At 71.0% G+C, this 23,834-nt stretch carries 22 protein-coding genes and 1 pseudogene; 10 read left to right on the forward strand and 13 right to left on the reverse strand.

The window, feature by feature from the left end:
- Positions 1 to 31 precede the first annotated feature (31 nt).
- Positions 32 to 829: a TVP38/TMEM64 family protein gene (locus tag OG352_RS05660; RefSeq protein ID WP_329214974.1), complete on the forward strand. Its 798-nt coding sequence runs from the start codon at positions 32 to 34 to the stop codon at positions 827 to 829.
- Between the two features lie 63 nt (positions 830 to 892).
- Here OG352_RS05660 and OG352_RS05665 read toward each other — a convergent pair whose 3' ends face one another.
- Complete coding sequence (locus OG352_RS05665) at positions 893 to 2,062, reverse strand: thiolase family protein (RefSeq protein ID WP_329214976.1); 1,170 nt, start codon at positions 2,060 to 2,062, stop codon at positions 893 to 895.
- A 122-nt stretch (positions 2,063 to 2,184) separates the two neighbouring features.
- Here OG352_RS05665 and OG352_RS05670 point away from each other — a divergent pair, with 122 nt between their 5' ends.
- The gene (locus tag OG352_RS05670; protein WP_329214977.1) at positions 2,185 to 2,667 is read left to right on the forward strand and encodes a winged helix-turn-helix transcriptional regulator; all 483 of its coding nucleotides are present in this window, start codon (positions 2,185 to 2,187) and stop codon (positions 2,665 to 2,667) included.
- A 29-nt stretch (positions 2,668 to 2,696) separates the two neighbouring features.
- On the opposite strand, the gene OG352_RS05675 is transcribed toward OG352_RS05670, so the two are convergent.
- The 5 genes and pseudogenes from OG352_RS05675 to OG352_RS05695 all read right to left on the reverse strand — a co-directional run.
- Entirely contained in the window at positions 2,697 to 3,284 is a 588-nt protein-coding gene (locus tag OG352_RS05675) for a hypothetical protein (RefSeq protein WP_329214979.1), read from the reverse strand.
- 247 nt (positions 3,285 to 3,531) lie between these two features.
- On the reverse strand, positions 3,532 to 4,251 hold the full coding sequence (locus OG352_RS05680) for a cupin domain-containing protein (protein ID WP_443072163.1): 720 nt from the start codon (positions 4,249 to 4,251) through the stop codon (positions 3,532 to 3,534).
- Positions 4,248 to 5,177, reverse strand: a complete 930-nt coding sequence (locus OG352_RS05685) for a PmoA family protein (protein WP_329214983.1) — start codon at positions 5,175 to 5,177, stop codon at positions 4,248 to 4,250. Before OG352_RS05685 ends, OG352_RS05680 begins: the two co-directional genes overlap by 4 nt.
- Positions 5,174 to 6,385 carry a Gfo/Idh/MocA family protein gene (locus OG352_RS05690; RefSeq protein ID WP_329214985.1) on the reverse strand — a complete coding sequence of 404 codons (1,212 nt, stop codon included), beginning with the start codon at positions 6,383 to 6,385 and terminating at the stop codon, positions 5,174 to 5,176. The genes OG352_RS05685 and OG352_RS05690 overlap by 4 nt, the downstream gene beginning before the upstream one ends.
- Before the next feature lie 193 nt (positions 6,386 to 6,578).
- Positions 6,579 to 7,505 (reverse strand): annotated as a pseudogene (locus OG352_RS05695) (IS200/IS605 family accessory protein TnpB-related protein); the annotation flags it as partial.
- 328 nt (positions 7,506 to 7,833) lie between these two features.
- On the opposite strand from OG352_RS05695, the gene OG352_RS05700 reads away from it, so the two are divergent.
- Positions 7,834 to 8,709 carry an undecaprenyl-diphosphate phosphatase gene (locus OG352_RS05700; protein ID WP_329214987.1) on the forward strand — a complete coding sequence of 292 codons (876 nt, stop codon included), beginning with the start codon at positions 7,834 to 7,836 and terminating at the stop codon, positions 8,707 to 8,709.
- 602 nt (positions 8,710 to 9,311) lie between these two features.
- On the opposite strand, the gene OG352_RS05705 is transcribed toward OG352_RS05700, so the two are convergent.
- The gene (locus OG352_RS05705) at positions 9,312 to 9,602 is read right to left on the reverse strand and encodes a hypothetical protein (RefSeq protein ID WP_329214988.1); all 291 of its coding nucleotides are present in this window, start codon (positions 9,600 to 9,602) and stop codon (positions 9,312 to 9,314) included.
- A gap of 95 nt (positions 9,603 to 9,697) precedes the next feature.
- The gene (locus OG352_RS05710) at positions 9,698 to 10,948 is read right to left on the reverse strand and encodes a helix-turn-helix domain-containing protein (protein WP_329214990.1); all 1,251 of its coding nucleotides are present in this window, start codon (positions 10,946 to 10,948) and stop codon (positions 9,698 to 9,700) included.
- Positions 10,949 to 11,677: 729 nt separating this feature from the next.
- Here OG352_RS05710 and OG352_RS05715 point away from each other — a divergent pair.
- The 4 genes from OG352_RS05715 (at position 11,678) to OG352_RS05730 (ending at position 16,202) form a co-directional block, all read left to right on the forward strand.
- Positions 11,678 to 13,783 (forward strand): zinc ribbon domain-containing protein, encoded by a 2,106-nt coding sequence (locus tag OG352_RS05715; protein WP_329214992.1) that lies wholly within the window; start codon positions 11,678 to 11,680, stop codon positions 13,781 to 13,783.
- 13 nt (positions 13,784 to 13,796) lie between these two features.
- Positions 13,797 to 13,976 (forward strand): hypothetical protein, encoded by a 180-nt coding sequence (locus OG352_RS05720; RefSeq protein ID WP_329214994.1) that lies wholly within the window; start codon positions 13,797 to 13,799, stop codon positions 13,974 to 13,976.
- Positions 13,977 to 14,346: 370 nt separating this feature from the next.
- The gene (locus OG352_RS05725) at positions 14,347 to 15,189 is read left to right on the forward strand and encodes a YhjD/YihY/BrkB family envelope integrity protein (protein ID WP_329214996.1); all 843 of its coding nucleotides are present in this window, start codon (positions 14,347 to 14,349) and stop codon (positions 15,187 to 15,189) included.
- A gap of 182 nt (positions 15,190 to 15,371) precedes the next feature.
- The gene (locus OG352_RS05730; protein WP_329214998.1) at positions 15,372 to 16,202 is read left to right on the forward strand and encodes a DUF6585 family protein; all 831 of its coding nucleotides are present in this window, start codon (positions 15,372 to 15,374) and stop codon (positions 16,200 to 16,202) included.
- A gap of 58 nt (positions 16,203 to 16,260) precedes the next feature.
- On the opposite strand, the gene OG352_RS05735 is transcribed toward OG352_RS05730, so the two are convergent.
- On the reverse strand, positions 16,261 to 16,890 hold the full coding sequence (locus tag OG352_RS05735; protein WP_329215000.1) for a DUF4291 domain-containing protein: 630 nt from the start codon (positions 16,888 to 16,890) through the stop codon (positions 16,261 to 16,263).
- A 184-nt stretch (positions 16,891 to 17,074) separates the two neighbouring features.
- Here OG352_RS05735 and OG352_RS05740 point away from each other — a divergent pair, with 184 nt between their 5' ends.
- Complete coding sequence (locus OG352_RS05740; RefSeq protein WP_329215001.1) at positions 17,075 to 17,575, forward strand: nuclear transport factor 2 family protein; 501 nt, start codon at positions 17,075 to 17,077, stop codon at positions 17,573 to 17,575.
- A gap of 74 nt (positions 17,576 to 17,649) precedes the next feature.
- The gene (lnt, locus tag OG352_RS05745; RefSeq protein ID WP_329215003.1) at positions 17,650 to 19,260 is read left to right on the forward strand and encodes an apolipoprotein N-acyltransferase; all 1,611 of its coding nucleotides are present in this window, start codon (positions 17,650 to 17,652) and stop codon (positions 19,258 to 19,260) included.
- On the opposite strand, the gene OG352_RS05750 is transcribed toward lnt, so the two are convergent.
- Positions 19,178 to 20,089 (reverse strand): Gfo/Idh/MocA family protein, encoded by a 912-nt coding sequence (locus OG352_RS05750; RefSeq protein WP_329215005.1) that lies wholly within the window; start codon positions 20,087 to 20,089, stop codon positions 19,178 to 19,180. The two genes, lnt and OG352_RS05750, sit on opposite strands and share 83 nt — an antisense overlap.
- A gap of 374 nt (positions 20,090 to 20,463) precedes the next feature.
- Between OG352_RS05750 and OG352_RS05755 the strand changes: the two genes are divergently transcribed.
- Complete coding sequence (locus OG352_RS05755) at positions 20,464 to 20,808, forward strand: hypothetical protein (RefSeq protein WP_329215007.1); 345 nt, start codon at positions 20,464 to 20,466, stop codon at positions 20,806 to 20,808.
- Positions 20,809 to 20,842: 34 nt separating this feature from the next.
- On the opposite strand, the gene OG352_RS05760 is transcribed toward OG352_RS05755, so the two are convergent.
- The 3 genes from OG352_RS05760 to OG352_RS05770 all read right to left on the reverse strand — a co-directional run bounded on the left by OG352_RS05760 (position 20,843) and on the right by OG352_RS05770 (position 23,785).
- Positions 20,843 to 21,310 carry a hypothetical protein gene (locus tag OG352_RS05760; protein WP_329215009.1) on the reverse strand — a complete coding sequence of 156 codons (468 nt, stop codon included), beginning with the start codon at positions 21,308 to 21,310 and terminating at the stop codon, positions 20,843 to 20,845.
- A 161-nt stretch (positions 21,311 to 21,471) separates the two neighbouring features.
- Positions 21,472 to 22,155 carry a uracil-DNA glycosylase gene (gene ung / locus OG352_RS05765; protein ID WP_329215011.1) on the reverse strand — a complete coding sequence of 228 codons (684 nt, stop codon included), beginning with the start codon at positions 22,153 to 22,155 and terminating at the stop codon, positions 21,472 to 21,474.
- A 79-nt stretch (positions 22,156 to 22,234) separates the two neighbouring features.
- Complete coding sequence (locus tag OG352_RS05770) at positions 22,235 to 23,785, reverse strand: ABC transporter substrate-binding protein (RefSeq protein ID WP_329215013.1); 1,551 nt, start codon at positions 23,783 to 23,785, stop codon at positions 22,235 to 22,237.
- Between the last annotated feature and the right edge of the window lie 49 nt (positions 23,786 to 23,834).

Below are 23,834 nucleotides of genomic sequence, written 5' to 3' on the forward strand. Positions count from 1 at the left end.
ACCCGGGAGTCGGTGTTTTCTAGGGGGTCAAGTGCTCGATGCCACCACCCGCTCTGGGGGCACCGCCACGGCCTCACCCCGGGCCATCGCCACGGAGCTCGTCGTCCCCGCACTCGCTCCGGTGCCTGTCGCCACGACCGTCGCCGTACCCGGTGGCCTCGCCGCGCGCTGCACGAGAGTGCTTCTGTCGCCCTGGGCCCGGTTCGCGCTGCTGGTCGTGCTGCTCGCGGCGGCCGCGTCGAGCGTGCTGCTCTTCGAGCCGCAGAAGCTCCTCGCGGACGGCTGGCCACCGCAGTTGGGCGGTGTCTCGGCGGCCGCGGTGTTCGCGCTGGCGTACGGCCTGTGCACCGTGGCGTTCGTGCCGAGGCCGCTGCTGAACCTGGCCGCGGGCGCGCTGTTCGGCACCCAGTGGGGCACCGCCGCGTCGCTGGCGGGCACGGTGCTGGGGGCCGGGATCGCCTTCGGCCTCGGCCGCCTCCTCGGCCAGGACGCGCTACGACCCCTGCTGCGTGGCCGGCTGCTCAAGGCTGCGGACGGCCAGTTGAGCCGGCACGGCATGCGCTCGATGCTGGTCGCCCGGCTGTTCCCGGGGGTGCCGTTCTGGGCCGCGAACTACTGCGCCGCCGTCTCCCGCATGGGCTGGCTGTCCTTCCTGGTCGCGACCGCGCTGGGCTCGATCCCGAACACCGCCGCGTACGTCGTCGCCGGGGCCCGCGCCTCCTCCCCGACCTCGCCGGCCTTCCTCATCGCCATGGCCTGCATCGCCCTGCCGGCGGTCGGCGGCGCGGCGGTGGCCTGGCGCAAACGCCACCACCTGCGCCGCCCCTGAAGCCTGCCTGCCACATCACACGGTGTCGCGGTCACACGGTGTCGCGGTCAGAGGATGAAGCGGTCAGACGGTTTCCAGCACCATCGCGTTGGCCAGCCCGCCCGCCTCGCACATCGTCTGGAGGGCGTACCGGGCGCCGCGTTCGCGCATCGCGTGGACGAGCGTCGTCGTCAGCCGGGTACCGCTCGCGCCGAGCGGGTGCCCGAGCGCGATCGCGCCGCCGTGCACGTTGACCTTGGCGAGGTCGGCCCCGGTCTCCTGCCGCCAGGCCAGGACAACACTGGCGAAGGCCTCGTTGACCTCGAAGAGGTCGATGTCGTCGAGCCGCAGCCCGGCCCGCCGCAGGACCTTCTCGGTCGCCGGGATCACGCCGGTCAGCATCAGCAGCGGATCCGAGCCGGTGACGGCGAAGCTGTGCAGCCGGGCCAGCGGGCGCAGGCCGAGCCGGGCGGCCGTCTCACCGGAGGTGATCAGCACGGCCGACGCGCCGTCGTTGACGGGGCTCGCGTTGCCCGCGGTGACGTTCCACTCGATCTGCGGGAAGCGCTCGGCGAAGGCCGGGTCGTAGTAGGCGGGCCTGAGACCGGCGAGGATCTCGGAGGTGCTCCCGGGCCGTACGCACTCGTCGCGCGACACACCGTCCAGGGGCGCGACCTCGGCGTCGAACAGGCCCTGTTCCCAGGCCGCAGCGGCCTTGCGGTGCGAGGAGACGGCGAAGGCGTCCATCTGCTCCCGCGTGATCGACCACTTGGCGGCGATGAGCTCGGAGCTGATGCCCTGTGGGACGAGGCCCTCGGGGTAGCGGGCGGCGACGCCGGGGCCGAAGGGGTCCTTGCCGGGCGGCACGTTGGACCACATCGGCACCCGGCTCATCGACTCGACACCGCAGGCGACGACGAGGTCGTAGGCACCGGACATGACGCCCTGGGCGGCGAAGTGCACCGCCTGCTGGGAGGAACCGCACTGCCGGTCGACCGTGGTCGCGGGGACCGTCTCCGGGAAGCCCGCCGAGAGCAGCGCGTAGCGGGTGGTGTTCATGGCCTGCTCGCCGACCTGGTCGACGGTGCCGCCGATGACGTCGTCGATCAGCGCGGGGTCGACGCCGGACCGCTCGACGAGGGTGCGCAGGGTGTGGGCGAGGAGTTCGACGGGGTGGACGTGGGCGAGGGACCCGCTCGGCTTGCCCTTGCCGATCGGGGTGCGTACGGCTTCGACGATGACGGCGTCACGCATGTACGGGCCTCCGCGACTACTGGTGAAGGTGAGTAGGAAATTCAAACCCACCCTAATCCAGAGGGTTGGAAAATCAAACTCGCCCGGGTTTGTTTTTCCAACGCTCCCCTAGACTGATCCGCATGGCCGCCACCAAGGACTCCAAAGACCCGCGCCCCTGCTCGATCGCCGACGCCCTCGCCCTCGTCGGTGAGAAGTACTCCCTGCTCGTCCTGCGGGAGGTGTGCCTGGGCAACGGCCGCTTCGACCAGCTGGTGCGCAACATCGGCGCCCCGCGCGACATCCTGGCCACCCGGCTGCGCCGCCTCGTCGACGCCGGGATCCTGACCAAGCGCGCCTACAGCGAGCGCCCGCAGCGCTTCGAGTACCGGCCCACGCAGGCGGGGCTCGAACTGGAGCCGGTCCTGATGACGCTCATGGCATGGGGCGACCGCCATCTCCGTAAGGAGGACGACCGCCCCATGGTGATCGAGCACATCTGCGGCAACGAACTGGTCCCGGCGGTCACCTGCTCGGCCTGCGGCGAGGAGGTCCGGCACGAGGACATGAACGCCCACCCGCAGGCGCCGGGGTGGACGGTGGCGGGTCCGGCGGCCGCCGCCTAGGACCGACAGGCCGACGGGCCGACGGGTCCTCAGGCCTCCAGCTTCCGGATCTGCGCGGAGACCAGCGCCTCGGGCACCGCCGCCGCGGAGCCGGTGCCGCTCGCGGTGAAGAACAGGACGACCGTGGCACCGCTGCGCACGACGACGAACGCGTCCGCGCTGTCCCGCTCGGTCCGCAGGGAGTAGGCGACGGCGTCGTCGCCGACATCGGGCGCGGTGGCGGACCTGACGGTGGTGCGGGCGGGGACACCGCCCTCGTAGGCCGTGCACGTCTTCAGGGCGGTGCGCAGTCCGTCGAGGACGCCCTCGGCGGCGGCGGACCCGTCGTAGGCCATGAGGCCGATGGTGGTGGCCGAGCCGGCCGCGGGGCCCGCGCCGGAGTAGGCGAGCAGGCCGGTGAACGCCTTGGGGCCCGGATCGGGCAAGCCGGTGCGCATGTCCTCCAGCGGCTGGCAGTCCGCGGGCCGGGCGGTCGAGTCGCCGCCGGGCTTCACGGGGAATTCGGTGATCTGGAAGCCGTCCACATCGCCGCCGGTCAGCGCGGCCGACTTCAACTGAGCCTCGCCGAGCGGTTCGGCGGGCGCCTCCGCCGCAGACCCCGAGGCCGACGCCGACACGGAAGCAGACCCCGGCGCGTTCGCGGACGCGGAGCCCTTCGCGTCGGAATCGCCTCCGCCGCCCCCACCGCTCCCGCATCCGCCCACCAGTACTGCCGTACAGAGGACCGCTGCTGTCACCCTGATCCGCCTGATCCGCACGTGCTCACTCCCCGTACTCGACGCCAGCCGATGTTCTCGACGTCGGTCGATTGGATCACTCCGCCGGGGAAGCCGCAGCGATACCACGGAAACTACGTCAGCGGAACTACGTAGGCGGCCACTCATACACATCAAGCCGCCCGCACATCCCGAACTTGCCGTACGCCGAAGGCTGTTCGGTGCGTACGGCGGCCTCGGCGAGGTGGGAGACGTCCCCGTCCGCGAGCCGGTCGAGCTGCGCACCCGTGGCCTCCGCGGCCGCCCGCGCACCGCTCAGCCAGCGCTCACGCCACTCGGGCAGCCGGTGCCGTACGAGCGCGGCGGCGGCGCGATGGAAGGCGGCCAGCCCCTCGGGGGCCTCGCGCAGCGCGCGGTAGCCCGCCAGCGCGAGGTCGCGCCGGGCGCGGGCGATCCGGGCCTGTTCCGCCTCCGGGGCGTCGGCCGGGATCGCGGTCGCGGCGGCGTACGTCTCGGGGTCGGTGAGGTACTCCGGGGGCAGGGTCAGCACCGCGTCGCCCGCCTCCGGCAGCCCGCTGTTCTGCATCAGCACGGTGATGCGCAGGTCGTCCTCGTTGACCAGCCGGTGGATGGTGCCCGGCGTGAACCAGGCGACCGTGCCGGGCGCGAGGGGCGTGACCTCGTACCCGGACGTCGTCAGGGTCTGCACCGCGCCGCGCCCGCCCGTGACGACGTACCCCTCCGAACAGGTCAGGTGCAGATGGGGAGTTCCACCGTGCAGGCCGTCGGCGGCGGGCCAGTCGTACACGCACAGGTGCGAGACGGCGACCCCGCCGGGCAGCCCCCCGTACGCAGGGAACGCGTTCACCACGGGTGCGCCTCCAGGTACCCGGCGATCTCCTCCCGCTCCCAGGCGCCGTCGGCCACGACCACGCGGTACCGGCGGGTGAGCGTGTCGCCGGGAGCGAGTTCGAGCTCCTCGAAGAAGGCCCACGAGGGGGCGATGCCCGCGAAGGGCTCGTTACGGACGAACCAGTGGGCGGGGTGGGCCCCTTGGGCGCCGGAGTGGTCGTTCTCGGGGGCGTGCGCGAAGACGACGGTGGCGTGGCCGTCGGCGCCGTCGTGCTCGCCGGAGAGCGCGAGCCAGGGGCTCTGCGAGGCCATCAGCCCGGGGCCCTCGCCGTCGGGTCCGATGATCCGGCCGTCCCGGAAGGCGCGCGGACCGCGCCAGAACAGGCCCGTGTAGCCGGCCAGCTCCCGCCCCGCGGTGGTCGGGCTGCCGAAGCGGAGCGGCTCGTCTCGGCGGTTGGTGACGGCGCTGGTCCAGGTCAGCGCCCAGGAACCGGAGTCCGGGTCGACGTCGTGCACCTCGATCCGGCGCGCCTCCCGCGCCCACAGCTCGCCGCCGTACGGGTGCCAGGTCAGCCGCTCGGCGATGACGACCCGCCCGCCGTCGACGGAGACCTCGTCGAAGCCGGCGTGCGCCATCGACCCGACCCGCTCGGGGAGTTCGAGATATCCCTCGCCGTGGACGTACGAGTTCCCGCCCCACAGGTTGGCGCCCGAGAGGTGGGAGGCGGTCAGCGACAGCCCCTTGTGCCAGCGGTGGTCGTTGGGCCGGTAGTCGGTGACGAGGTCGCCCTTGAGCGTCCGCAGCGGGTGGAGGTACGGCTTCGGCGCCTCCCAGGCCGCCTCGGGCCGGTAGACGTAGGCGAGCAGCTCGACGCCGGTGGCCGGATCGGTCACCGTGATGCGGTCGCCGTGGGCGTGGACGAGACGCAGGTCGCCGGTCATGCGGGCACCTCCTCCACGTTCACGGTAGCCGCAGCCGTGTCTGTGGGCGTGGGCGTGCCCGTGGCCGGCGCCCAGCCGGGGGCGCCGCCGTGCAGGGCCGTGTAGTACGGGTCACCGGGCCCGACCTCGCCCCGCCGCACGGTCGTGTCCGTGAACGCCGACTTGTACAGCGCGGTGATCAGCTCCAGGCTGGTGCGCCCGTCCGCGCCGCTGCTGCGCGGCCGTCGGCCGGCCCGCATGCTCGCGACCAGCTCGCGCAACTGCGCCAGGTGCGAGCTCGGGACGTCCGCGCCGAAGTCCTGCCAGGCCGCCGCCTGCTCGCCCGGGACGTCCGGGGCGGGGGTGATGCGCCAGTTGGCGTTGGAGTGGCCGTAGAGGTGGGTGAGTTCGACGGTGGCGCGCTCGCAGTCGATACGGATGCGGCTGACCTCGTCGGGGCTCAGGACGCTGTTGACGACCGTGGCCATGGCCCCGCTCTCGAAGCGGACCAGGGCGGTGGAGACGTCCTCCGTCTCCACGTCGTGCACGAGCCGGCCGGCCATGGCCCGCACCTCGCTCCACGGTCCGAGGAGGTCCAGCAGGAGGTCCATCTGGTGGATCCCGTGGCCCATGGCGGGGCCGCCGCCCTCGGTCTGCCAGCGACCGCGCCAGGGCACCGCGTAGTAGGCGGTGTCGCGGTACCAGGTGGTCTGGCAGTGCGCGACGAGCGGCCGCCCGAGCTCCTGCTCGGCGAGCAGCCGCCGCACGTGCCGCGACCCGGATCCGAAGCGGTGCTGGAAGACGATCGAGGAGTACGGGCCGCTCTCCGCCCCCTCCTGCGCCTCCACGGCGTCGTAGTCGGCGAGGGTCGGCACCGGCGGCTTCTCGCACCACACCCAGGCGCCGGCCCGCAGTGCGGCCACGCTCTGCTCGCGGTGCAGGGTCGGCGGGGTGCAGATGGTCACCAGGTCGGGGCGCTGCTCCGCCAGCATCCGCGCCAGATCGGTGTAGCCGTGTGGAACGCCACCTTCCGCACAGAACCTCTCGACGGCGGTGGCATCGATGTCAACGGCCGCCACGACCTCGGTCTCACCCTCGGCGGCGAGCTGCCTGAGGGCCGGCAGATGAGAGCCGCGACCGATGGCGCCGGTGCCGATGACGGCGGCCCGGATACTGCGCCCGGCGAGCGGAACGGGCAGCGGAGCGGCCGGCCGACTGGATGGGGACATGGGCGGAATCAGCACTCCTCCGACGGACGGCCGAATGACCGCACGGACCAGCAACCAAGCGGAAAGCACCCAGCCCGGACACACAGCAAGCGCTTTCCCCTCGGCAGCAACGTATGCGGCGGCCGGGCGGCCGGTCAACCATGCGGCCGACTGCCGGACGCAGGGGCACCGGTGCGGCGGCCGGGCGGCCGGCGCCGGCGATCGCATGGGAGGTAGGTGTGGGCGGGGGAAGACGCGGGTGCTGCTCCGGAGCGAACGATTCTGTGAGATACCAGCGGTCCCGCTGCACGTCGTAGTGGATGCGGTAGGCGACCGCGCGGTTGGCTTCCACCCGGTCCGCCCACTCCTGCCCCCGGTGCGGGAAGCCGGCCCGGCCGGCGAGGACGTACCGGCCGTGCGGGGCGTTCGCGTGCTCCTTCAGCGGGGCGGGGAGTCTGATGCTCACCTCGCCGTCCGGGCTGACGCGGACGGTCTCGTTGCCGTACCGCTTCCCGGACTCGCCGTCGGCCTGCAAAAACCGGCGTTCGGCCTCCCACCGCTGCCGCCACCCGGCCTCGCTGAGCTGCGCGTCCACCAGATGGTGCCGGGTACGGGCCAGGCGCCTGCCGCCCCGCACGACATGCACGATCCCGGCCTCACGGTCCGCGCGCACCTGCTCCAGCCGGTCTTCAAGGATGCGCAGGCGGCGGGTCTTGGCATGCCACTCCCGCCGGGAGCGGTAGCCGCCCGGCGCCCGCCTGCTCCCCTTCTCCCCGACCGGCAGGGACAGCCGGTGCCCGATGGTCCGGATACCGGCTTCCAGGCTCTGGATGTGGGCGAGCTGGCACCGGCGGGACAGGGCCCACTGGTCGTGGCTGGCCTTCGTGATCGCTCCCGCCCAGCGCGAGGAGGACACGGGTGTCAGTTCCCGCTTGCGCGCCGCCCACCTCTCGCCATCGTGCGCCAGAGCATCCGCGCAGCGGGCCTTCAGCTCACGCGAGGCCAGCGAGCCGAGATGCGCGCCCACCAGCCGCAACACCTCCTCATCAGCGGGCGCGAGGTGCTTGAGCCGGGTACGGACCGCCACCCCCGAAGGACCGGACACGACGAACGACGCCGCAAGCTTCCGCAGCCCACTCACCCCGCACCCCCCGTACAGCCCTCGACAACCCGGTCATCACACCCAACGAGCACCACCCGTAAAGGTCACACATTCGACAGACGAACTCCCCTTCCCCTCCCGAAGGACAGCGCAGAGCACCTGGCCACGACCGTCAGCACCCACCATCCACGCCGGAACACACTCGTACGCAGTCAGTCCATCCCCAGCAGTTCCCAACCCCTGTGGCGGGGCTGTCGCCCCGGACCGCTACGCTTCCCACGGCACATACCTGATCACCTGATCACCGCGCGCGGCGGGCCTGCCGTCGCGGTCGCCTCTCCGATCGGCACTTGGACTCCGTAACCTCATGTCTTGGTTTGAATCCCTCATCCTCGGACTCGTCCAGGGGCTGACCGAGTTCCTGCCCGTCTCCTCCAGCGCGCATCTGCGGCTGACCGCGGCGTTCTCCGGCTGGAAGGACCCCGGCGCCGCCTTCACGGCGATCACCCAGATCGGCACGGAGGCGGCGGTGCTGATCTACTTCCGCAAGGACATCGCCCGGATCATCTCGGCGTGGAGCCGGTCACTGTTCAACAAGGAGCTGCGCAAGGACCACGACGCCCAGATGGGCTGGCTGGTGATCGTCGGCTCGATCCCCATCGGCGTGCTGGGCGTGACGCTGAAGGACCAGATCGAGGGCCCGTTCCGCGACCTGCGGATCACGGCCACCATGCTCATCGTCGTCGGCATCGTGATCGGCATCGCCGACCGGCTCGCGGCCCGCGACGAGACGGGCGGGAAGCACCGCGCGCCCAAGCAGCGCAAGACCCTGGAGAACCTGGGCGTCAAGGACGGCCTGATCTTCGGCCTCTGCCAGGCCTGCGCCCTCATCCCCGGCGTCTCCCGCTCCGGCGCCACCATCAGCGGCGGCCTGTTCATGGGCTACAAGCGCGAGGCCGCGGCCCGTTACTCCTTCCTGCTGGCCATTCCCGCCGTACTCGCCTCCGGGGTCTTCGAGTTGAAGGACGCCGTCGAGGGCGGTCACGTGGCGTGGGGGCCGACGATGTTCGCGACGGTCATCGCCTTCGTGACCGGATACGCGGTCATCGCCTGGTTCATGAAGTTCATCAGCACGAAGTCGTTCATGCCGTTCGTCTACTACCGCGTCGTTCTTGGCATCGTGGTGATTGCGCTGGTCAGCACGGGTTTCCTAAGTCCTCATGCGGCGGAATCCGCGGGGTGACGGGGCGGCCGGGCCGTGGTTACCGCTACCGGGATCTCTCGGTAACTCTCGGAAACTTCAGGTTGTTCCGACTCAACTTCCTTGATCATCTCCCGGTCGTCTCCCACCCTCCGGCCCCAGACAGCACGAAGGCCCCCGGGGTCAGCGCCCAGGCTCGCCGCCGAGCGCTACCCCGCACGCCGGCGGCGGACCCCCTCAGTCGAGGTCGCCGAGGCGGCCGCGTGCGGGTTGCGGCGGCCGGGAGTCAGCGGGACATCGGCCTGTGCATCCCGTGCTCGCGCATGCGGACGTTGCAGTCCGACACCCGCGAATAGTCGCCCTCGGCATTCGCCGCAGCCCGCTCACGGTCCAGGTCGGCGCAGATCACACATTCAGGCGCGGGCTCGGGCGGCCGGGGCGGGAACAGTCGATCGACGGGGCTCCTCATGACTGCGGTCCTTTCGAATGCCGGTGGCACAAGCAGCGGCAGCGGGGCATGAGCACCACGCCGCTGGAATACGGGAGGGGGATGTCTCGGGTCTGCCGACACTGGTCATGCAGGTCCTCGTAGCCGCGCGTGTGTGCCACCGCGCATTCGGCCGACATGCTGTCGGCGGTCGTGGTCATGTGCACTCGCCTCGTGAGCGGGCGTTGGCGACTGCCACGCCAGCGCTGAGCGCCTCGGTCGTGGTGGCCGGCCGCAGGTCTTCCGGTCTGGCATCCCATTCGAGGCCGCCGCCGACCGGCCGGAGTTGGGCGTAGGGGCCGACGAGGCCCATGATCCTGCCGACCTTCTTCGATCCCGTGTCCACGACAGTGCCGTGGACACGGGGCTCGTACCTGCCGGGGTCGGCGTCCGCGTCGGGCGCCTCGTGGACGGGTACGCCGCTCGTCACGGCGGGTTCCGGTGCCATCGTCACGCCTCCACAGTCACGGTGATCCGTTTCACACGCATGACCGTAGAAGCGGGAGTGCGCGATCGCCGACCGGAATCCGGTCGGCACTACGGTCAGGCCGTCAGAATCCCCACCTTCACCGCCAGTTCCGACGCCCGCCGCCGCCGGGCCGCCTGCGTCGACTCCATCTCCTCGAGGAGGATCGACCTGGCGTAGCCGTTGTAGCGGATCGTCTCCGGCGCGGCCTCGAACGCCTTCTCCAGCGAGGCGACTGCCACGTCCCGCTGTCCGTCCAACCGGTAGCCGCGCGCCTCCTCGATCCGGTGCCGCGCGCGCCGCGGCTTCGACTTGATGACCGTGCGATCCGCTCGAGCAACCTGCCGCACGGACTCGCCGCCCTGGTGCAGCTCGACGGCCACGGTGACGGCGTGGGCGCCCATGATGGCCCTGGAGAAGCTCGTGATCGGGTGGTAGTAGTCGCCCGGCAGCCGGGCCGCCATGTCGTTGGCCTTGTCCCAGTGCCGCCACGCCGTGGCCGTGTCCTGCCTGCGGGCGGCGGTGTAGCCGAGTTCGAACTCGAGTGCTCCGGCGATGGCGAGGACGTCGTCGCTCGCGTCGGGCAACAGCGGCTCGAGGAAGCGGACGGCCTCCAGGTTGACGGCGTCCGCAGTCTCGAGATGCCGGGGCCCGGAGTCACGGTGCGCTTGCGCGAGGAGCCAGGCGGCGACGCCGATCGCATGCGGATCCCCCGAATCCTGGGCGGCGATCATCCCGCGTTCCGCGACACGCCACAGCAGACTCGAGTCGGGCTGGTAGGCGATAAAGAACTGCGACAGCGAGTACGTCTGCGCGAGGAGGGCCTGCGCGCGGCGGCGGTCGTTACCCGAGTCGGCCTGCCGCGCCAGTGCCTGCGCGTCCCGCACCAGATCCGGCAGCAGCGCCCCGATGGTTTCCCGGTGATTCTTCGCCGCGTGCCGGGCCTTCCACGCCGCATGCAGGCGGGCCTCGAGGTGCGCAACCGGCGGTGGCTCGACACGTGAGCCCAGCGCGAAGGAGTCGATGGCGGCCTTCACCGCGGCGAGCCGGGGGTGGCCGGGGCCGATGAAGAGGTCGACGTGCGCGTCGGGCCGGCCGGTGAGGTCGGCGAGGTCTCGGACGCGGAGGGCTTCGGCGATCCGCATCACCATCTCGAGCCCCGGCGCTTTCTGCTGGCCGTTCTCGAGCTTGCGGAGGGTGTGCGGTGAGACTCCGATGAGGCCGGCCAGTTGTGTCTGGGTCATGCCGCGGCGTTCGCGGAGGATCTGCACTCGCTGCCCGAACCTGAGCGGGTCGGCGTACGGGTCCGGGGTGGCATCAACTGGCATGGTCTCGCCCCTCTCTGTACAGCTTCGCCACTGTCAGGGTATGGGGCGGTCCCTTTTCGTGTGCGGGTCTCGAGGTTGCTCGGACAGCCATGAGTGAACGGGCGCGTCGATCGCTACGCCGATCGCATGCCGTCCCCCCTCTCCCCTCCCCGCTCGGCGCTGTACGGGCTGCTGCTGGAGGAGTGGCTGACGGCGGAGCAGCAAACGTACGGGGCGACGTCGTTGAGGCGGCTCAGGGGTACGCAGATTGTGCTGACCCGTCTTGCCGGATCTGAGGAAAGGCCTGGCCAGGGCCTTTTACGGAGATGCGCAACGTGGTCCGAGAGGTCACGGCACGGGCGGAGGAGAACACCACCGCATGCCCCCGCCGCCCGAAGGCAGCAGAGGTCACAACTACACGTACCGCATACGCCGAGGATCCAACGCCAACGCCAACACTGCAACGCGCAGGCCAACGCCGGGCTCCTCGGCGGCTGAGGCTGATCGGCGACTCGGTGCGCGCCAACGCTTCCTGACGCCTCCACAATCCGGCCCGGCCCGTGCCCGTAGATGACGAAGCGTCCCGCCCTCAGTGAGGGCGGGACGCTGTCGTGCGACTTCAGTCGGTTAAAGCGCGGGGCCGTATGGAGCAGCCTGGCCTCGGAGCCGGAGCCGGGGCCGGAGCCGGGGTTGCGGGTGATGACCGTGGCTAGGTTGATGGCGACGGCGACGTGCAGCGCCTTCCGTGGTGTGCTCGAGAGCACTGGTGAGCGGGTCGGGCAGCGGGTCCTGCTGGAACGAGTGGGTTTTCTGGCCCGGTTGAGCCAGACCCTGACCGGTGCTCTGGTGGCCGCCCGGTGGGACGAGGACTGTCTGGACGTGCTGGCCGCCGGGGTGGATGAGCGGGGTGAGGCGCTGCCGTCCAAGGGGTGGATGGCGCTGCGCCGCCTGAACTGGCCGCAGACCGTCACGCCCCCGGCGGGGCTGTATGTCTCCGATCGGGTGCGGCGGGGCGTGGAGGAGTACGCCGCGCGCACGCTGCGGCTGGCCCTGCACCGGCGCAGCATCGTGGCCGCGGTCCTGGCCACCTGGCCGGCCGATCCCCGACGCCGCACCGACGTGGAGTGGACGGCACTGCGAAGACTGCTGCCCGCCGCAGTGAGCGGCGCTGAAGTCCGCAACCGTACCCGGCAGATCCGCGTCTTCGTGGCCGAGCACGGGCAGTTGCCCGCCGGGCTGTGTGTCCTGGAAGGCCCGCCGCAGGTGGCACCACAGGTGCTCCTGGCCGCGATGGACCGCCAGCAGGTCACCCTGGCCCGGGTGGATGAGACCACCGCCCGGCTGCGGGTCAAACTCCCCCTGCGCGCGGCCCCCGCCACGGGCTGTGACTGGGCCTGGCACATGATCGACATCCGGCTGCCCGCCACCATCGCGCCGGACGCGGTGCTGCACACCCCGACCCTGCGCCCCGCCCCGGCCGGGAGAATCGCAGTCGACCTGCCGCACTCCCGGCCCGCCCCGGTCACCAAGGCCAGCGGGCACACGGTGGCCCTCGGCCTCGACTGGGGCGTCAACACCCTGCTCACCGGCACCCTCGGCCGCCTGACCGGGAAAGGACAGACCCGCCGGGTCCTCACCGACGGCCGCCCCCTGGTCTTCGACGCCACCACCGTCAGCGCCTCCCTGCACCGGCTGCGCGGCGCGCGCGAGCACCTCGCCGCCAAGCACGATCACTACCGGGCGCTGGCGGACGGGCTCGGCGCCCCGCACCGGGCCTGGGGCGAACACCTCGACCGGGCGCGTTCGCTGGAGGTCGAGCACGAGCGGGTGTGTGCGCGGATCCGGCATCTGAACGGCGCACTGGCCTGGGCGGCGGCCCGCTGGGCCGTCGACCAGGCGGTAGCACTCGGCGCGAGCGTCATCTACCTGGAAGACCTCGCCACCCTGGAAGCCCGCGGCCACCGGCGAGGCAACGCCCGGCTGTCCGGGCAGGTCCGCGGCACCGTCGCCGAGGCGATGCGGCACCTGGCGGCGAAGGCGGGAGTCGCGGTCGTCACCGTCCCGGCCCGGGGTACCTCCAAACTCTGCCCCGGCTGCCTGAGCGCGCTCACCCACCACCCGGCCCCCGACCGACTCGGTGAGCGGGGCTGGAAGTGGGCGCACTGCGCGCACTGCGGGCTGTCCATGGACCGCGATCATGCCGCCGCCCGCCGGATCGTCTCCCGCGGCCTGCTCGCCCAGACCCACACCACCACGGAACGCGCCACCAACGCCCGGACCATCCGCACCACGGTGGACGGCCCCGTGGCCCTGGTCCGGCGTCCGAAGAAGACCACCCGCCGCCTGCGCCGCCGGCGCCGCACCGAACAGGCCCCGCCCCGGCCGCACGGGCCGAAAACCGCCCTGGGTAAGGGGGACCCAACCCCCAGCAGGCCCGCCGGCCCTCGCGACCGAGGTACTCGGCGCGCCGCCGAACAGGCCCCGGGCCAGGAGACTTCCCGCCGTATGCCCGATGTGCGTACGGTCCCCGCCACCGCCACCGCCCCCGCCTCGGGGGCAGTCCAGCGTCCGGCGGGGCATGACACCACGACACCAGCCGCATCCAGGCCGGTGCCAGGTCATGGAGTACCCACACCCCACCGGACCGGAGAAGACCCTCCCCGATCCGGCCGGATGCGGCTCTCACGCAGAACCCGTCGGCGGCGCACCCGCGCCGCCGAGCGGACCGGCTTCCACCACCTGCACGCCACCGAAGTCCACCCCCTCACTCCGAGGTTCGGACCACCCGATGGCAACCGCACACGGCCACGCCGCGCCCGAAAAGCCTCGAAACCACAGGCACACACAGAGTTCTAGAGACGCTTACCGCATGTCCCCCAATTCTGTGATCTCTGGTTCCGTGCGGTCCGCTGCCGAGTTGAACGAGCGGATCCGTGCGCTCTGGCTGCGCGCGAACGGCTCGTTGTCGACCCAGGAGCGGGCGGAGTACGAGCTGTTGGTGGTGGAGTGGGCCACGGCGATACGCGCAGACATGGTCACGGCGGCCTGAGCCCCACATCGAGTCGCCGCGTCGAGCCCCCGGTCCCACATCCGGCCCTGCGTCCGTGAGTCACCGCCGCAGGTGCCCACAGAGCCTCCTCGGCCACCAGATTGGGCCGCCCCTCCGGCAACAGCGCCGCCGCACGGCCGAGTTCACCCGCACACACCGCGCAGTGCGGTCCCCTCCGGCAGCCGTGCTGCCTTCTTGTGTCGCTCTCAGCGGTCCGGCGACTGTCCGTTAGGCTCGCTTCGCCACAAAGGCGACGATTTTCACGGAGGACAGAACGGCGAGGATCAATCGCGAGCGCATCATCAGAACGCTGACGTTCTGGCTGCGTCCTGCCTTCGCGTTGCGGGTCGTCAACCGGTTTCAGAAGATCGTGGGTTTCGACCGGTCGATGGCCCTGGCGTCCAGCGCCTTGACGGCACTGGTCCCGCTCTCGATCCTCATGAGCGCCGCCTTGAGCAGCTTCGTGCACTACGACCTCGCAGAGCTCATCATCCGGCGCTACCACCTCACCGGAGCAGGCGCCACGGCGGTCAGCACCCTGTTCTCTCCCGCCGAAGACGCCAGTGCGAGCATGGGCGTCTTCGGGGTCGTGTTTCTGACGATCTCGGTGCTGAGTTTCGCGCGAGCAGCGCAGCGGCTCTTCGAACAGACCTGGGAGCTCAAGCCCCTCAGTGTGCGCAACACGCGCAACGCCCTGTGGTGGATCCTCACGCTCGGTGGCTACGCGGTGGTCACCGTTCTGCTCTCCGCGCTCCTTGGCGGAACCGGGCTGGGTCTGGCCGCCGCGGTGTGCAAGGCGGCGGTGACCACCGCATTCCTCGTCTGGAGCGGCTGGATCCTGTCAGCGAAGCGGATCAACTGGCCGGACCTGCTCCCTTTCGGCGTCACCGGCGCCGTTCTGACGGCGGCCTATTCAGTGGGCGCGGCCCTCTACATGCCGCGCCTGTTCAACTCCTACGCCTCACGCTACGGGGTGGTCGGTGCCGTCTTCGCGATGATCTCCGCACTCTTCGCAGCCATGCTCGTCATGGTGGGATCGGCGGCACTCGGGCGAGAAGTACAGGACCAGCTCAGCCGGATCCGCCAGGGACACCGCCCCTCCGACCACGAGGTCCGCCGGCAGTGGGACAGCATGGTCGAGCAGACCCGGTCACGGTGGCGAACCGCGCGGGAACAGGTCTCCCGCCATCAGCCCAAGGACCCGAACGGCTGATGGCCGGCCCGCCGTCTCCGACATCCACGGCCGCGGGCATCGGCGGACGGGATGCCCCGAGGGAAGACGACCGTCTACCGTTTTCCAGCCAGACGCCGTAGCATCGCGGCGACGTTTCGGATCGTCAACTCGACTTGTCACTAGGCCTGTTGTGGTACAGCGGCGCGTAATGGAGAGTGGCGATGGGGGCCCGAAACCTATGGGACGAGATCCCGGCGACCGTGCCGGCAGCGGCGGCGGAGCGAGAGCTCGGCGCCGGTCGGTACGCCTTTCGCGCAAGGACCAGGTCGGTGTCCTGGTGGGGCGCGTTCATGCTCCTGCTGGTCACGGCGTTCTGCGTGATGATGGCCTTCATCATCAGCGGTGAGAGCGAGTGGACGAACGCGATCCTCTTCATCGTCCTCGGTGGATGCACTTTCCTCGGGGCGATAGCCGTTCCGCTGGTCGGACTGTTCAGGCCGGCCGAATGGTGCGCCGTCTTCGAGGGCGGTGTCGTCTACCAGTACGGGTCACGTCCACCGATCGCCGGCGCCTGGAACGAGATCACCGGCTGCCAGCGACACGCGACGGACCTCGTACGAGGCGGGGTCACCATGTCCACCACGCATGCGGTGTACGTCCAGATGCCGGCCGGTAACTTCACGCTGTCGGGCGACACCTCCGACGCGCAGGAGATCGGCGCCCTGATCGCGAACAGCTGGGTCGCGGTCCAGACCCTCATCGCGGAGGAGCACGCCACCGCCCAGTTGGCCGAGCTCGGCGAGTTGCTGCAGACCGGTGGACGAGTGGAGTTCGGACCGTTCACGGTGAGCCTGGCCGGACTCGAGCACGGGGGCACCGTCCTGGACTGGAAGAAGATCAGCGAGGTCGAGCTGATGGGATCGACCATCTACGTGCTGATCACCGGTGAGCGCAAGCCGGCGGTGAAGGAGCCGGTCTCCGCTGTGCCGGAGAGCGTGCTGTTCCTCACCCTGTCGGACGCCCTGCGACGGACGGCGCGGCAGGCCACGTAAGGGAAAGGCCCCCTTCACGACCGGTACCCGTCAGGACTCGGCGCGGTCCACGAGTGACCTACCGCCGCAGGTGCCGCAGAGCCTCCTCCGCGACCGGATAAGGCCGCTCCTCGGGCAACAGCGCCGCCGCACGGTCGAGTTCACCCGCCCGCACCCGCGCGTGAACCTCCCTCGCCAACGGCGTCACGTCCTCGATCCCGACGATCCACTCGTCCGCGTACCGCACGGTCGCCTCCCCCGTGAGCCCCAACTGCAGGGAGCGGTGGGGCAGGGGGCTGAGGTGCAGGTCGCGTTCCGGGTCCCACTGGACACGCGCGGGGGATCGCCTCAACTGCCGCTTCCAGTCGGCCTGGTCGCTGTGCAGGTCCGGGACGTAGTGCGAGAGGCACGCGTTGCGCAGCGCCCACTCGAAGCCTTCGCGGCTGATCTCGACGGCGAGAACCGTCTCCTGGCCCTCCTTCGTGCCCCAGCCGCAGCGGTACATCATCCACAGGAAGCTCGGCTTGATCCATGTCATGCGCTCGCGGCTCCACGCCGACGGGAAGCGGCCGGTGCGGGCCGCCGCGGCGCCGATCTCCGGGCGATACGCCTGGTAGACGGTGAGCGTGGACTCGGTGTGATGGGCGCGGATGCGGAACCTGGGCTCCGGCTCAACGGGTCGGCCGTTCAAGTCGTTCAAGTCGTTCAAACCGCTCGGGATACTCAAGTCGCTCGGGTGGTTCAGGTCATTCGGGTTACTCAGGTCATTCGGGTCGTTCACGGGGAGCAGCCTGGCCGCCGGTTCGTCGCGGGGCCACCGAATTTGCGTATCGATCTCCGACCGATGCCGTAAAGACCTTGGCTGAGCAGCTCGCATGCCCAACACTCAGGCCATGACGCAGCGTGTGGAACTCGCCGCCGTGCTGGACCGGTTCGCCGTCGACGGTTTGATCACCGACTACGCGGTGGCGGTCGACGACGGCGACTGGACGGCGTACCGGGAACTGTTCACCTCCGACGGGCGGGCGGACTACCGTTCGGCCGGCGGGATCGAGGGGGACGCGGGGAACGTCGCCTCGTGGCTCGCGGAGAGTATGCGGCTGTTCGCGATGCGGCAACACCTCATCGTCAACCGCCGACTGCGCTTCGGGACGCTGGAGCAGGACACCGGCGACACGGCCCAGGTACAGGCCGACTACATCAACCCGATGCGGTTCACCACGAACGACGGCGAAGGCCGGAGCCAGGCCTCGGGCGACAGCGGCGGTCTCCCGGCCGGGGCGCCCGACTTCGTCTGTGGCGGCCGGTACTCCTTCGGCCTGCTGCGGACACCCGACGGCTGGCGGGTGCGCGAGGTGGTCGTACGGGAGAAGTGGCGGCGGTTGCCCGGTTGAGCCGAAACACGCCCTGTCGTAGATCGTCCGCGGCGCGCACACTGGAGGCACCCGACCGGGTAGGGAGGCGCCTCATGGAGATCCGGCAGACGCTCGGCCACTGGCTCACCTCCCCCTGGCGGCGTACGGCCGTCGCGGCTGTCGCGGGCGCGCTGCCCGTGCTCGCGTTCCCGGCGCCGGCGCTGTGGTGGTGGGCCTACGTCGCGCTCGTCCCCTGGATCCTGCTGGTCCGCGGCGCACCGACGGGGCGGCGGGCGGCGTACGACGGCTGGAGCGGCGGGTTCGGTTTCATGCTGGCCATGCATCACTGGCTGCTGCCGAGCCTGCATGTGTTCACGATCGTCCTGGCCGCGCTGCTGGGCGTGCTGTGGGCGCCCTGGGCGTGGCTGGTGCGCAGGTTTCTCGCCATGGACATGCACACTGACGGGGATATGGGCGTGGACGTGGCTCCGTCGCGTGGGCGGTTGTTCGCCGCGCTGCTCGTTCTGCCCTCGGGCTGGCTGATGGTGGAGCTCGTCCGCTCCTGGCAGGGGCTCGGCGGGCCGTGGGGGATGCTCGGGGCCAGTCAGTGGCAGGTGGAGCCCGCGTTGCGGCTGGCCTCCGTCGGCGGGGTGTGGCTGCTCAGCTTCCTGGTGGTGACGGTGAACGTCGCGGTCGCCGTCGTCGTCTCCGTTCCGCAGGCGCGGGTGCCGGCCGTCGCCGGTCTCGTCGCGACCGCGGCCACCGCGTCGGCCGCGTGGGTGTGGGCGCCGCGCCCGGACGCCGACGGGCAGGCCCGGATCGCCGTCGTGCAGCCGGGCGTGATCGACGGCCCCGACCGGCGCTTCGACCGCGAGGAGCAGTTGACCCGGCGGCTGGCCGGGCAGGACGTCGACCTGATCGTCTGGGGCGAGAGCAGTGTCGGGTACGACCTCGCCGAGCGCCCGGATCTGGCCGGGCGGATCACGGCGTTGGCGCGGTCGACCGGCGCCGACATCCTCGTCAACGTCGACGCCCGCCGCTCCGACCGGCCCGGTATCTACAAGAGCTCGATCCTCGTCGGCCCGGACGGCCCGACCGGCGACCGGTACGACAAGATGCGGCTGGTGCCGTTCGGCGAGTACGTACCGGCCCGCTCGCTGCTCGGCTGGGCCACCTCCGTCGGCAAGGCGGCCGGCGAGGACCGGCGGCGTGGCACCGGGCAGGTCGTGATGGACGCCGGGCCCGGTCTGCGCGCGGGGCCGATGGTGTGCTTCGAGACGGCCTTCCCCGACATGAGCCGGCATCTCGCCGAGGACGGCGCGGACCTGCTGGTCGCCCAGTCCTCGACCTCCACCTTCCAGCAGAGCTGGGCGCCCGGACAGCACGCCTCGCTGGGCGCGCTGCGCGCCGCGGAGACCGGGCGGCCGTTCGTGCACGCCACCCTCACCGGCGACTCCGCCGTGTACGACGCGAGCGGCCGGCGCATCGGCTCGTGGCTGGGCACGGACGCGAGCACGGCGGCCGTCTACGACGTCCCGCTCGCCGACGGCGTCACCCCGTACGTCCGCTACGGCGACTGGCCGGTCCATGTGGCCCTGCTGGTGCTCATGGCCCTGGGGCTCACGGAGGGGGCGCGGGCGGTCAGGCTGCGGCGGAGCGGTCCCGCACGGCTCGGACCACCCGCTCGCACAGTTCGTGAGTCGCCAGCGCGTCCCGGGCGCTGAGCACCTTGCCGGCGCGGACGGCGTCCAGGAAGGCGAGGACCGCCTGCTCGATGCCGCGCTGCCGGGCCACCGGCACCCAGTCGCCGCGCCGTCGCACGGTCGGCTGCCCCTTGTGGTCGATCACCTCGGCGAGGTTGACGACCTGGCGCTTGGTGTCCTGACCGGACACCTCCAGGATCTCCTCGTTCGAACCGCTGAGCCGGTTCATCACACCGAGCGCGGTGAAGCCGTCCCCGGCGAGCTGGAGGACGACGTGGTGCAGCAGCCCGTCCTTGACGCGGGCGCGGACGGTCACGTCGTCGACCGGGCCGGGCGCCAGGAAGCGCAGGGTGTCTACGACGTGGATGAAGTCGTCGAGGATCATCGTGCGGGGTTCCTCGGGCAGCCCGATCCGGTTCTTCTGCAGAAGGATCAGCTCGCGCGGATGGTCTGCGCACTGCGCGTAGCCGGGCGCGAGCCGCCGGTTGAAGCCGACGGCGAGGGACGTGCCCCGCGCCTCCGCGAGTGTCACGAGCCGCTCGGAGTCGGCGAGTTCGTAGGCGAGGGGCTTGTCGACGTACGTCGGGACGCCCGCCTCCAGCAGCCGGGTGACGATCTCGGGGTGGACGGCGGTGGGCGCGTGCACGAAGGCCGCGTCCAGGCCGGTGCCGAGGAGCGCGTCGAGGTCGCGGTGCCGCTGTTCACGGGGCACCCGAAGGGTGTCGGCGACCCGCTCCAGGGTGGCCGGCGTGCGGGTCTGCAGGTGAAGCTCGACCCCGGGCAGCCCACCGAGCACCGGCAGATACGCCTTCTGCGCGATATCACCAAGCCCGACACAGCCAACCTTCACGACCACTCCCTCACTACCTGCCCATGGCCTGCCACAGCTGCCTGCCCCACGGCCTGCCCCACCTGCGGCGTGCCTGCACGGCAGCATACGGCCCCACCCGGACACCACGACGAGCGACCGAAAGCCCTGGCCGACCCGCCGTCAGCCTCACCGGCCCCGTTCCCTCCGTACGAGGTACGAGATCACTCGTGCGGGGCAACCTCCCGTTGTCCGGTGCTGCTCGGGCGGGCGGAACCATCAGAGTTGGGCGGGTGCATCGAACGACGACTACCGCGACGCTCCTGGTCACCGTGGCCCTCTCGGCCCTCTCCGGGTGTGTGACCGTTCAGCGTCCGCCCGCGCCCGGGCCGGCTGTGGCACCGGTGCAGCCGCCTGTGCCGCGGCCTGACGGGCCGGTCGCGACGCAGGTCGTGCAGGCGCCGGCCCGGGAGGCGCTGGAGATGGTCGGGGCGGCCCCGAAGCCGCAGCCGACGGCGCCGGTGCAGCGGCGGCGGACGGTGGCGGTTCCGGCCGAACCGCCGCCCTCGTCGCGTTCCCGTCCGTACGCCCGGCCGACCCACTCCGAGCCGCGGCGGCACGCCCTGCCGCGTGTGGAGATCCCGGACGTGGAGGAGGAGGTGCGCAGGAACACCGACGTGTGCGCGCTCGGCAGGAAGTACGGCGGCTGGCAGGGGGACAGCCCGGAAGCGGTGATCTGCGAGCAGGCCTATGGGCGGTGAGCGTCGGCGGCCGGTCGGCCCCGTGGTCTCGCGACTACCCCCACTCCGCCGCCCCCTCCCCCAGCCGCAGTTCCATCCGGCTGATCGCCGCCCGTACCCCGTCCCCGTAGCTGTCGTCGCGCAGGGCCACGGCCGCTGTGCGGGCCCGGCGCACGTGGGTGCGGGCGGCTTCGGCGCGGCCGAGTTTCACGTAGTCCGCCGCCAGGTTGAGGTGCAGCGACGGATAGAGCGCCCGTACCTCGACCGACCCCTCGTGCTCCTTCGCCGCCGTCAGCGCGCGCAGGTCCCACGCCAGCTCGTCCGTGGGGTCGTCGTGGGTGTCGGCCAGGTAGTGGGCGAGGGTGCAGCGGTGCAGCGGGTCGCCGTCCTCGCCGAGCTCCGTCCACAGGTCGAGGAGGCGGTGCCGGGCCTCCTCGCGGTCTCCCCCGTGGTGCAGCATCACGACCTGCCCGATCCGCGTGAGCAGGGCGTCCGGTGTCGTCTGCCCCTGTCGCTCCGCCACCGCGTCCTCCTTGCGTCCCGGGACGACGCCGCGTCCTCGGGACGACGCTAACGGCAGCCACCGGCAATCCCGGTCAGGCGGCACCGCACCGGCCCCCGGAGGAACCGGCCCGGCGGCAGCGGCCCAGTGGTCCAGTTGTCTCGGACCAGGTTCGCGTGGTCTCAGACCAGGTTCGGGATCGTCCAGTCGATCGGCTGGTGGCCCTGCTGCGCGACCGCCGCGTCGATCTGCGTGAACGGACGGGAGCCGAAGAACTTCTTCGCCGACAGCGGGGAGGGGTGCGCCTCCTTGACCACGATGTGCCGGCTCTCGTCGATGAGCGGGAGCTTCTTCTGCGCGTAGTTGCCCCACAGGACGAACACGGCCGGGTCGGGCCGGTCGGCCACTGCGCGGATCACGGCGTCCGTGAACTTCTCCCAGCCCTTGCCCTTGTGCGAGTTCGCCTCCCCGGAGCGGACCGTGAGGACCGCGTTGAGCAGCAGGACGCCCTGCCGCGCCCACGGCATCAGGTAGCCGTTGTCCGGGATCGGCGTGCCCAGCTCCTCGTGCATCTCCTTGTAGATGTTCCGCAGGGACGGCGGGATCTTCACCCCGGGCCGCACCGAGAAGCACAGGCCGTGCCCCTGGCCCTCGCCGTGGTAGGGGTCCTGGCCGAGGACGAGCACCTTCACCTGGTCGTACGGCGTCGCGTCGAGCGCGGCGAACACCTCCTCGCGCGGAGGGTAGACAGGGCCCCTCGCCCGCTCCTCCTCGACGAACTCCGTCAGCTCCTTGAAGTAGGGCTGCTGCAGCTCGTCGCCCAGAACCCCGCGCCAGGACTCGGGCAGCATGGCGATGTCGGTCACGTCAACGTCCTCCGTTGTGCGGTCACTTGCTCACCACAGAACCTACAGGCGACCACTGACAACCGACGCGGCCGACCGCTCACCAGCTGGTCTTGCGGGACAGCTCCCACACCATCATGATCGTCGACGGGTCCATCGCACGCTCCCCGCCCGAGATGTCCTCGCTCGCGGCGATGTACTGCTTGCCCTGCCACAGCGGCAGCAGCCGGGCGTCGTCGACGAGGATCTGCTGCGCCTGCTCGAAGTCCTTCGCCACGTTGGCGCGGTCGCTCTCCTGGCGGGAGCGCGGCAGCAGCACCTGGGTGATCTCCTTCGCCGGGTAGGGCGTGCCGAGCGCGTTCTGCTCGCCGACGAAGGGGGCGATGAAGTTGTCGGCGTCCGGGAAGTCCGGGGCCCAGCCGCGCCCGAACACCGGGTACTCGCCCTTCTGGTAGCCGACCACGTAGGTGTTCCACGGGCGGCTCTTCAGGGTGACGGAGAACAGGCCCGAGGCGTCGAGCTGGCTCTTGATCTCGTTGAACTCGAGGCCGGTGTCGGAGCCGTAGCGGTCGCTGGTGTACCAGAGGGTGAGCGGGACGGGCGTACTGATGCCGGCGTCGTCGAGGATGCTGCGGGCCTTGCCGGTGTCGGGCTCGCCGAAGGAGTCGAAGAAGCCGGTGGTGTGGCCGGTCAGGCCGCTCGGGACCATCGAGTAGAGCGGGTCGACGGTGTCCTTGTAGACCTTGTGGGCGATCGCGGCCCGGTCGATGACCTGGGCGACGGCCCGGCGCACGGGCAGCTTGTTGGACAGCGGGTCCTTGGGGTTGAACACCAGGTAGTTGATGTTGCTGCCGGCGACCTCGATGAGCTGCAGGCCCTCGTTGGCGTCGCCCTTGCCCTCCAGGTCGACGATGTCGTCGGCGGCGAGCCCCTGGTAGGTGATGTCGATGTCCTTGGCGTGCAGGGCCTTGACCATCTCGCCGGAGTCCTGGAAGTAGCGGATGGTCACCGCGTGGTTCTTGGGCTCGGCGAAGCCCTTGTACTTGTCGTTGCGCAGCAGCACGGACTGCTTGCCCTCTTCGTAGGACTCCAGCCGGTACGGTCCGGAGCCGACGATGCCGTCGCCCTTGCGCAGGGACTTCGCGGGGTAGTCGTCGGGGTCGACGATGGACATGCCGGGGGTGGCGAGCACGAACGGGAAGGTGGCGTCGGCCTTGTTCAGCCGGAAAAGCACCTCGCGATCGCCGTTGGCCTCGACGCTGTCCAGGCTGCCCAGCAGGCCGTTGGGACCGGTGGACGCGTTGATCGTCCTGACCCGGTCGATCGAGTACTTGACGGCCTTGGCGTCCAGCTTGTCGCCGTTGGAGAACTTCAGGCCGTCGCGCAGTTCGCACTTGTAGACGCGGTTCGAGCTGTCCGTGAACACACAGGTGGCGGCGTCCGGCTGGGGCGCCGACGCGCCGGTGGGGTAACTCACCAGCGTCTGGTAGACGTTGCGGAACAGCTCCCATGAGCCGTCCCAGGCGGCGGCAGGGTCCAGCGTGCTGGGAGCACTGGTGGTGCCCACGACGATCGGCCCCGCGTCGTCGGAGCTCTCCTCCCCCAGGAGGCTGCACCCGGCCACCAGGGATATGGACACGATCGCAGCCATCTGCTGCAAGGATCGGTTCCGGTTGAACACGTGCACGCTCCTCGATCTG

The sequence above is a fragment of the Streptomyces sp. NBC_01485 genome (genome assembly GCF_036227125.1).
Taxonomy (GTDB): domain Bacteria; phylum Actinomycetota; class Actinomycetes; order Streptomycetales; family Streptomycetaceae; genus Streptomyces.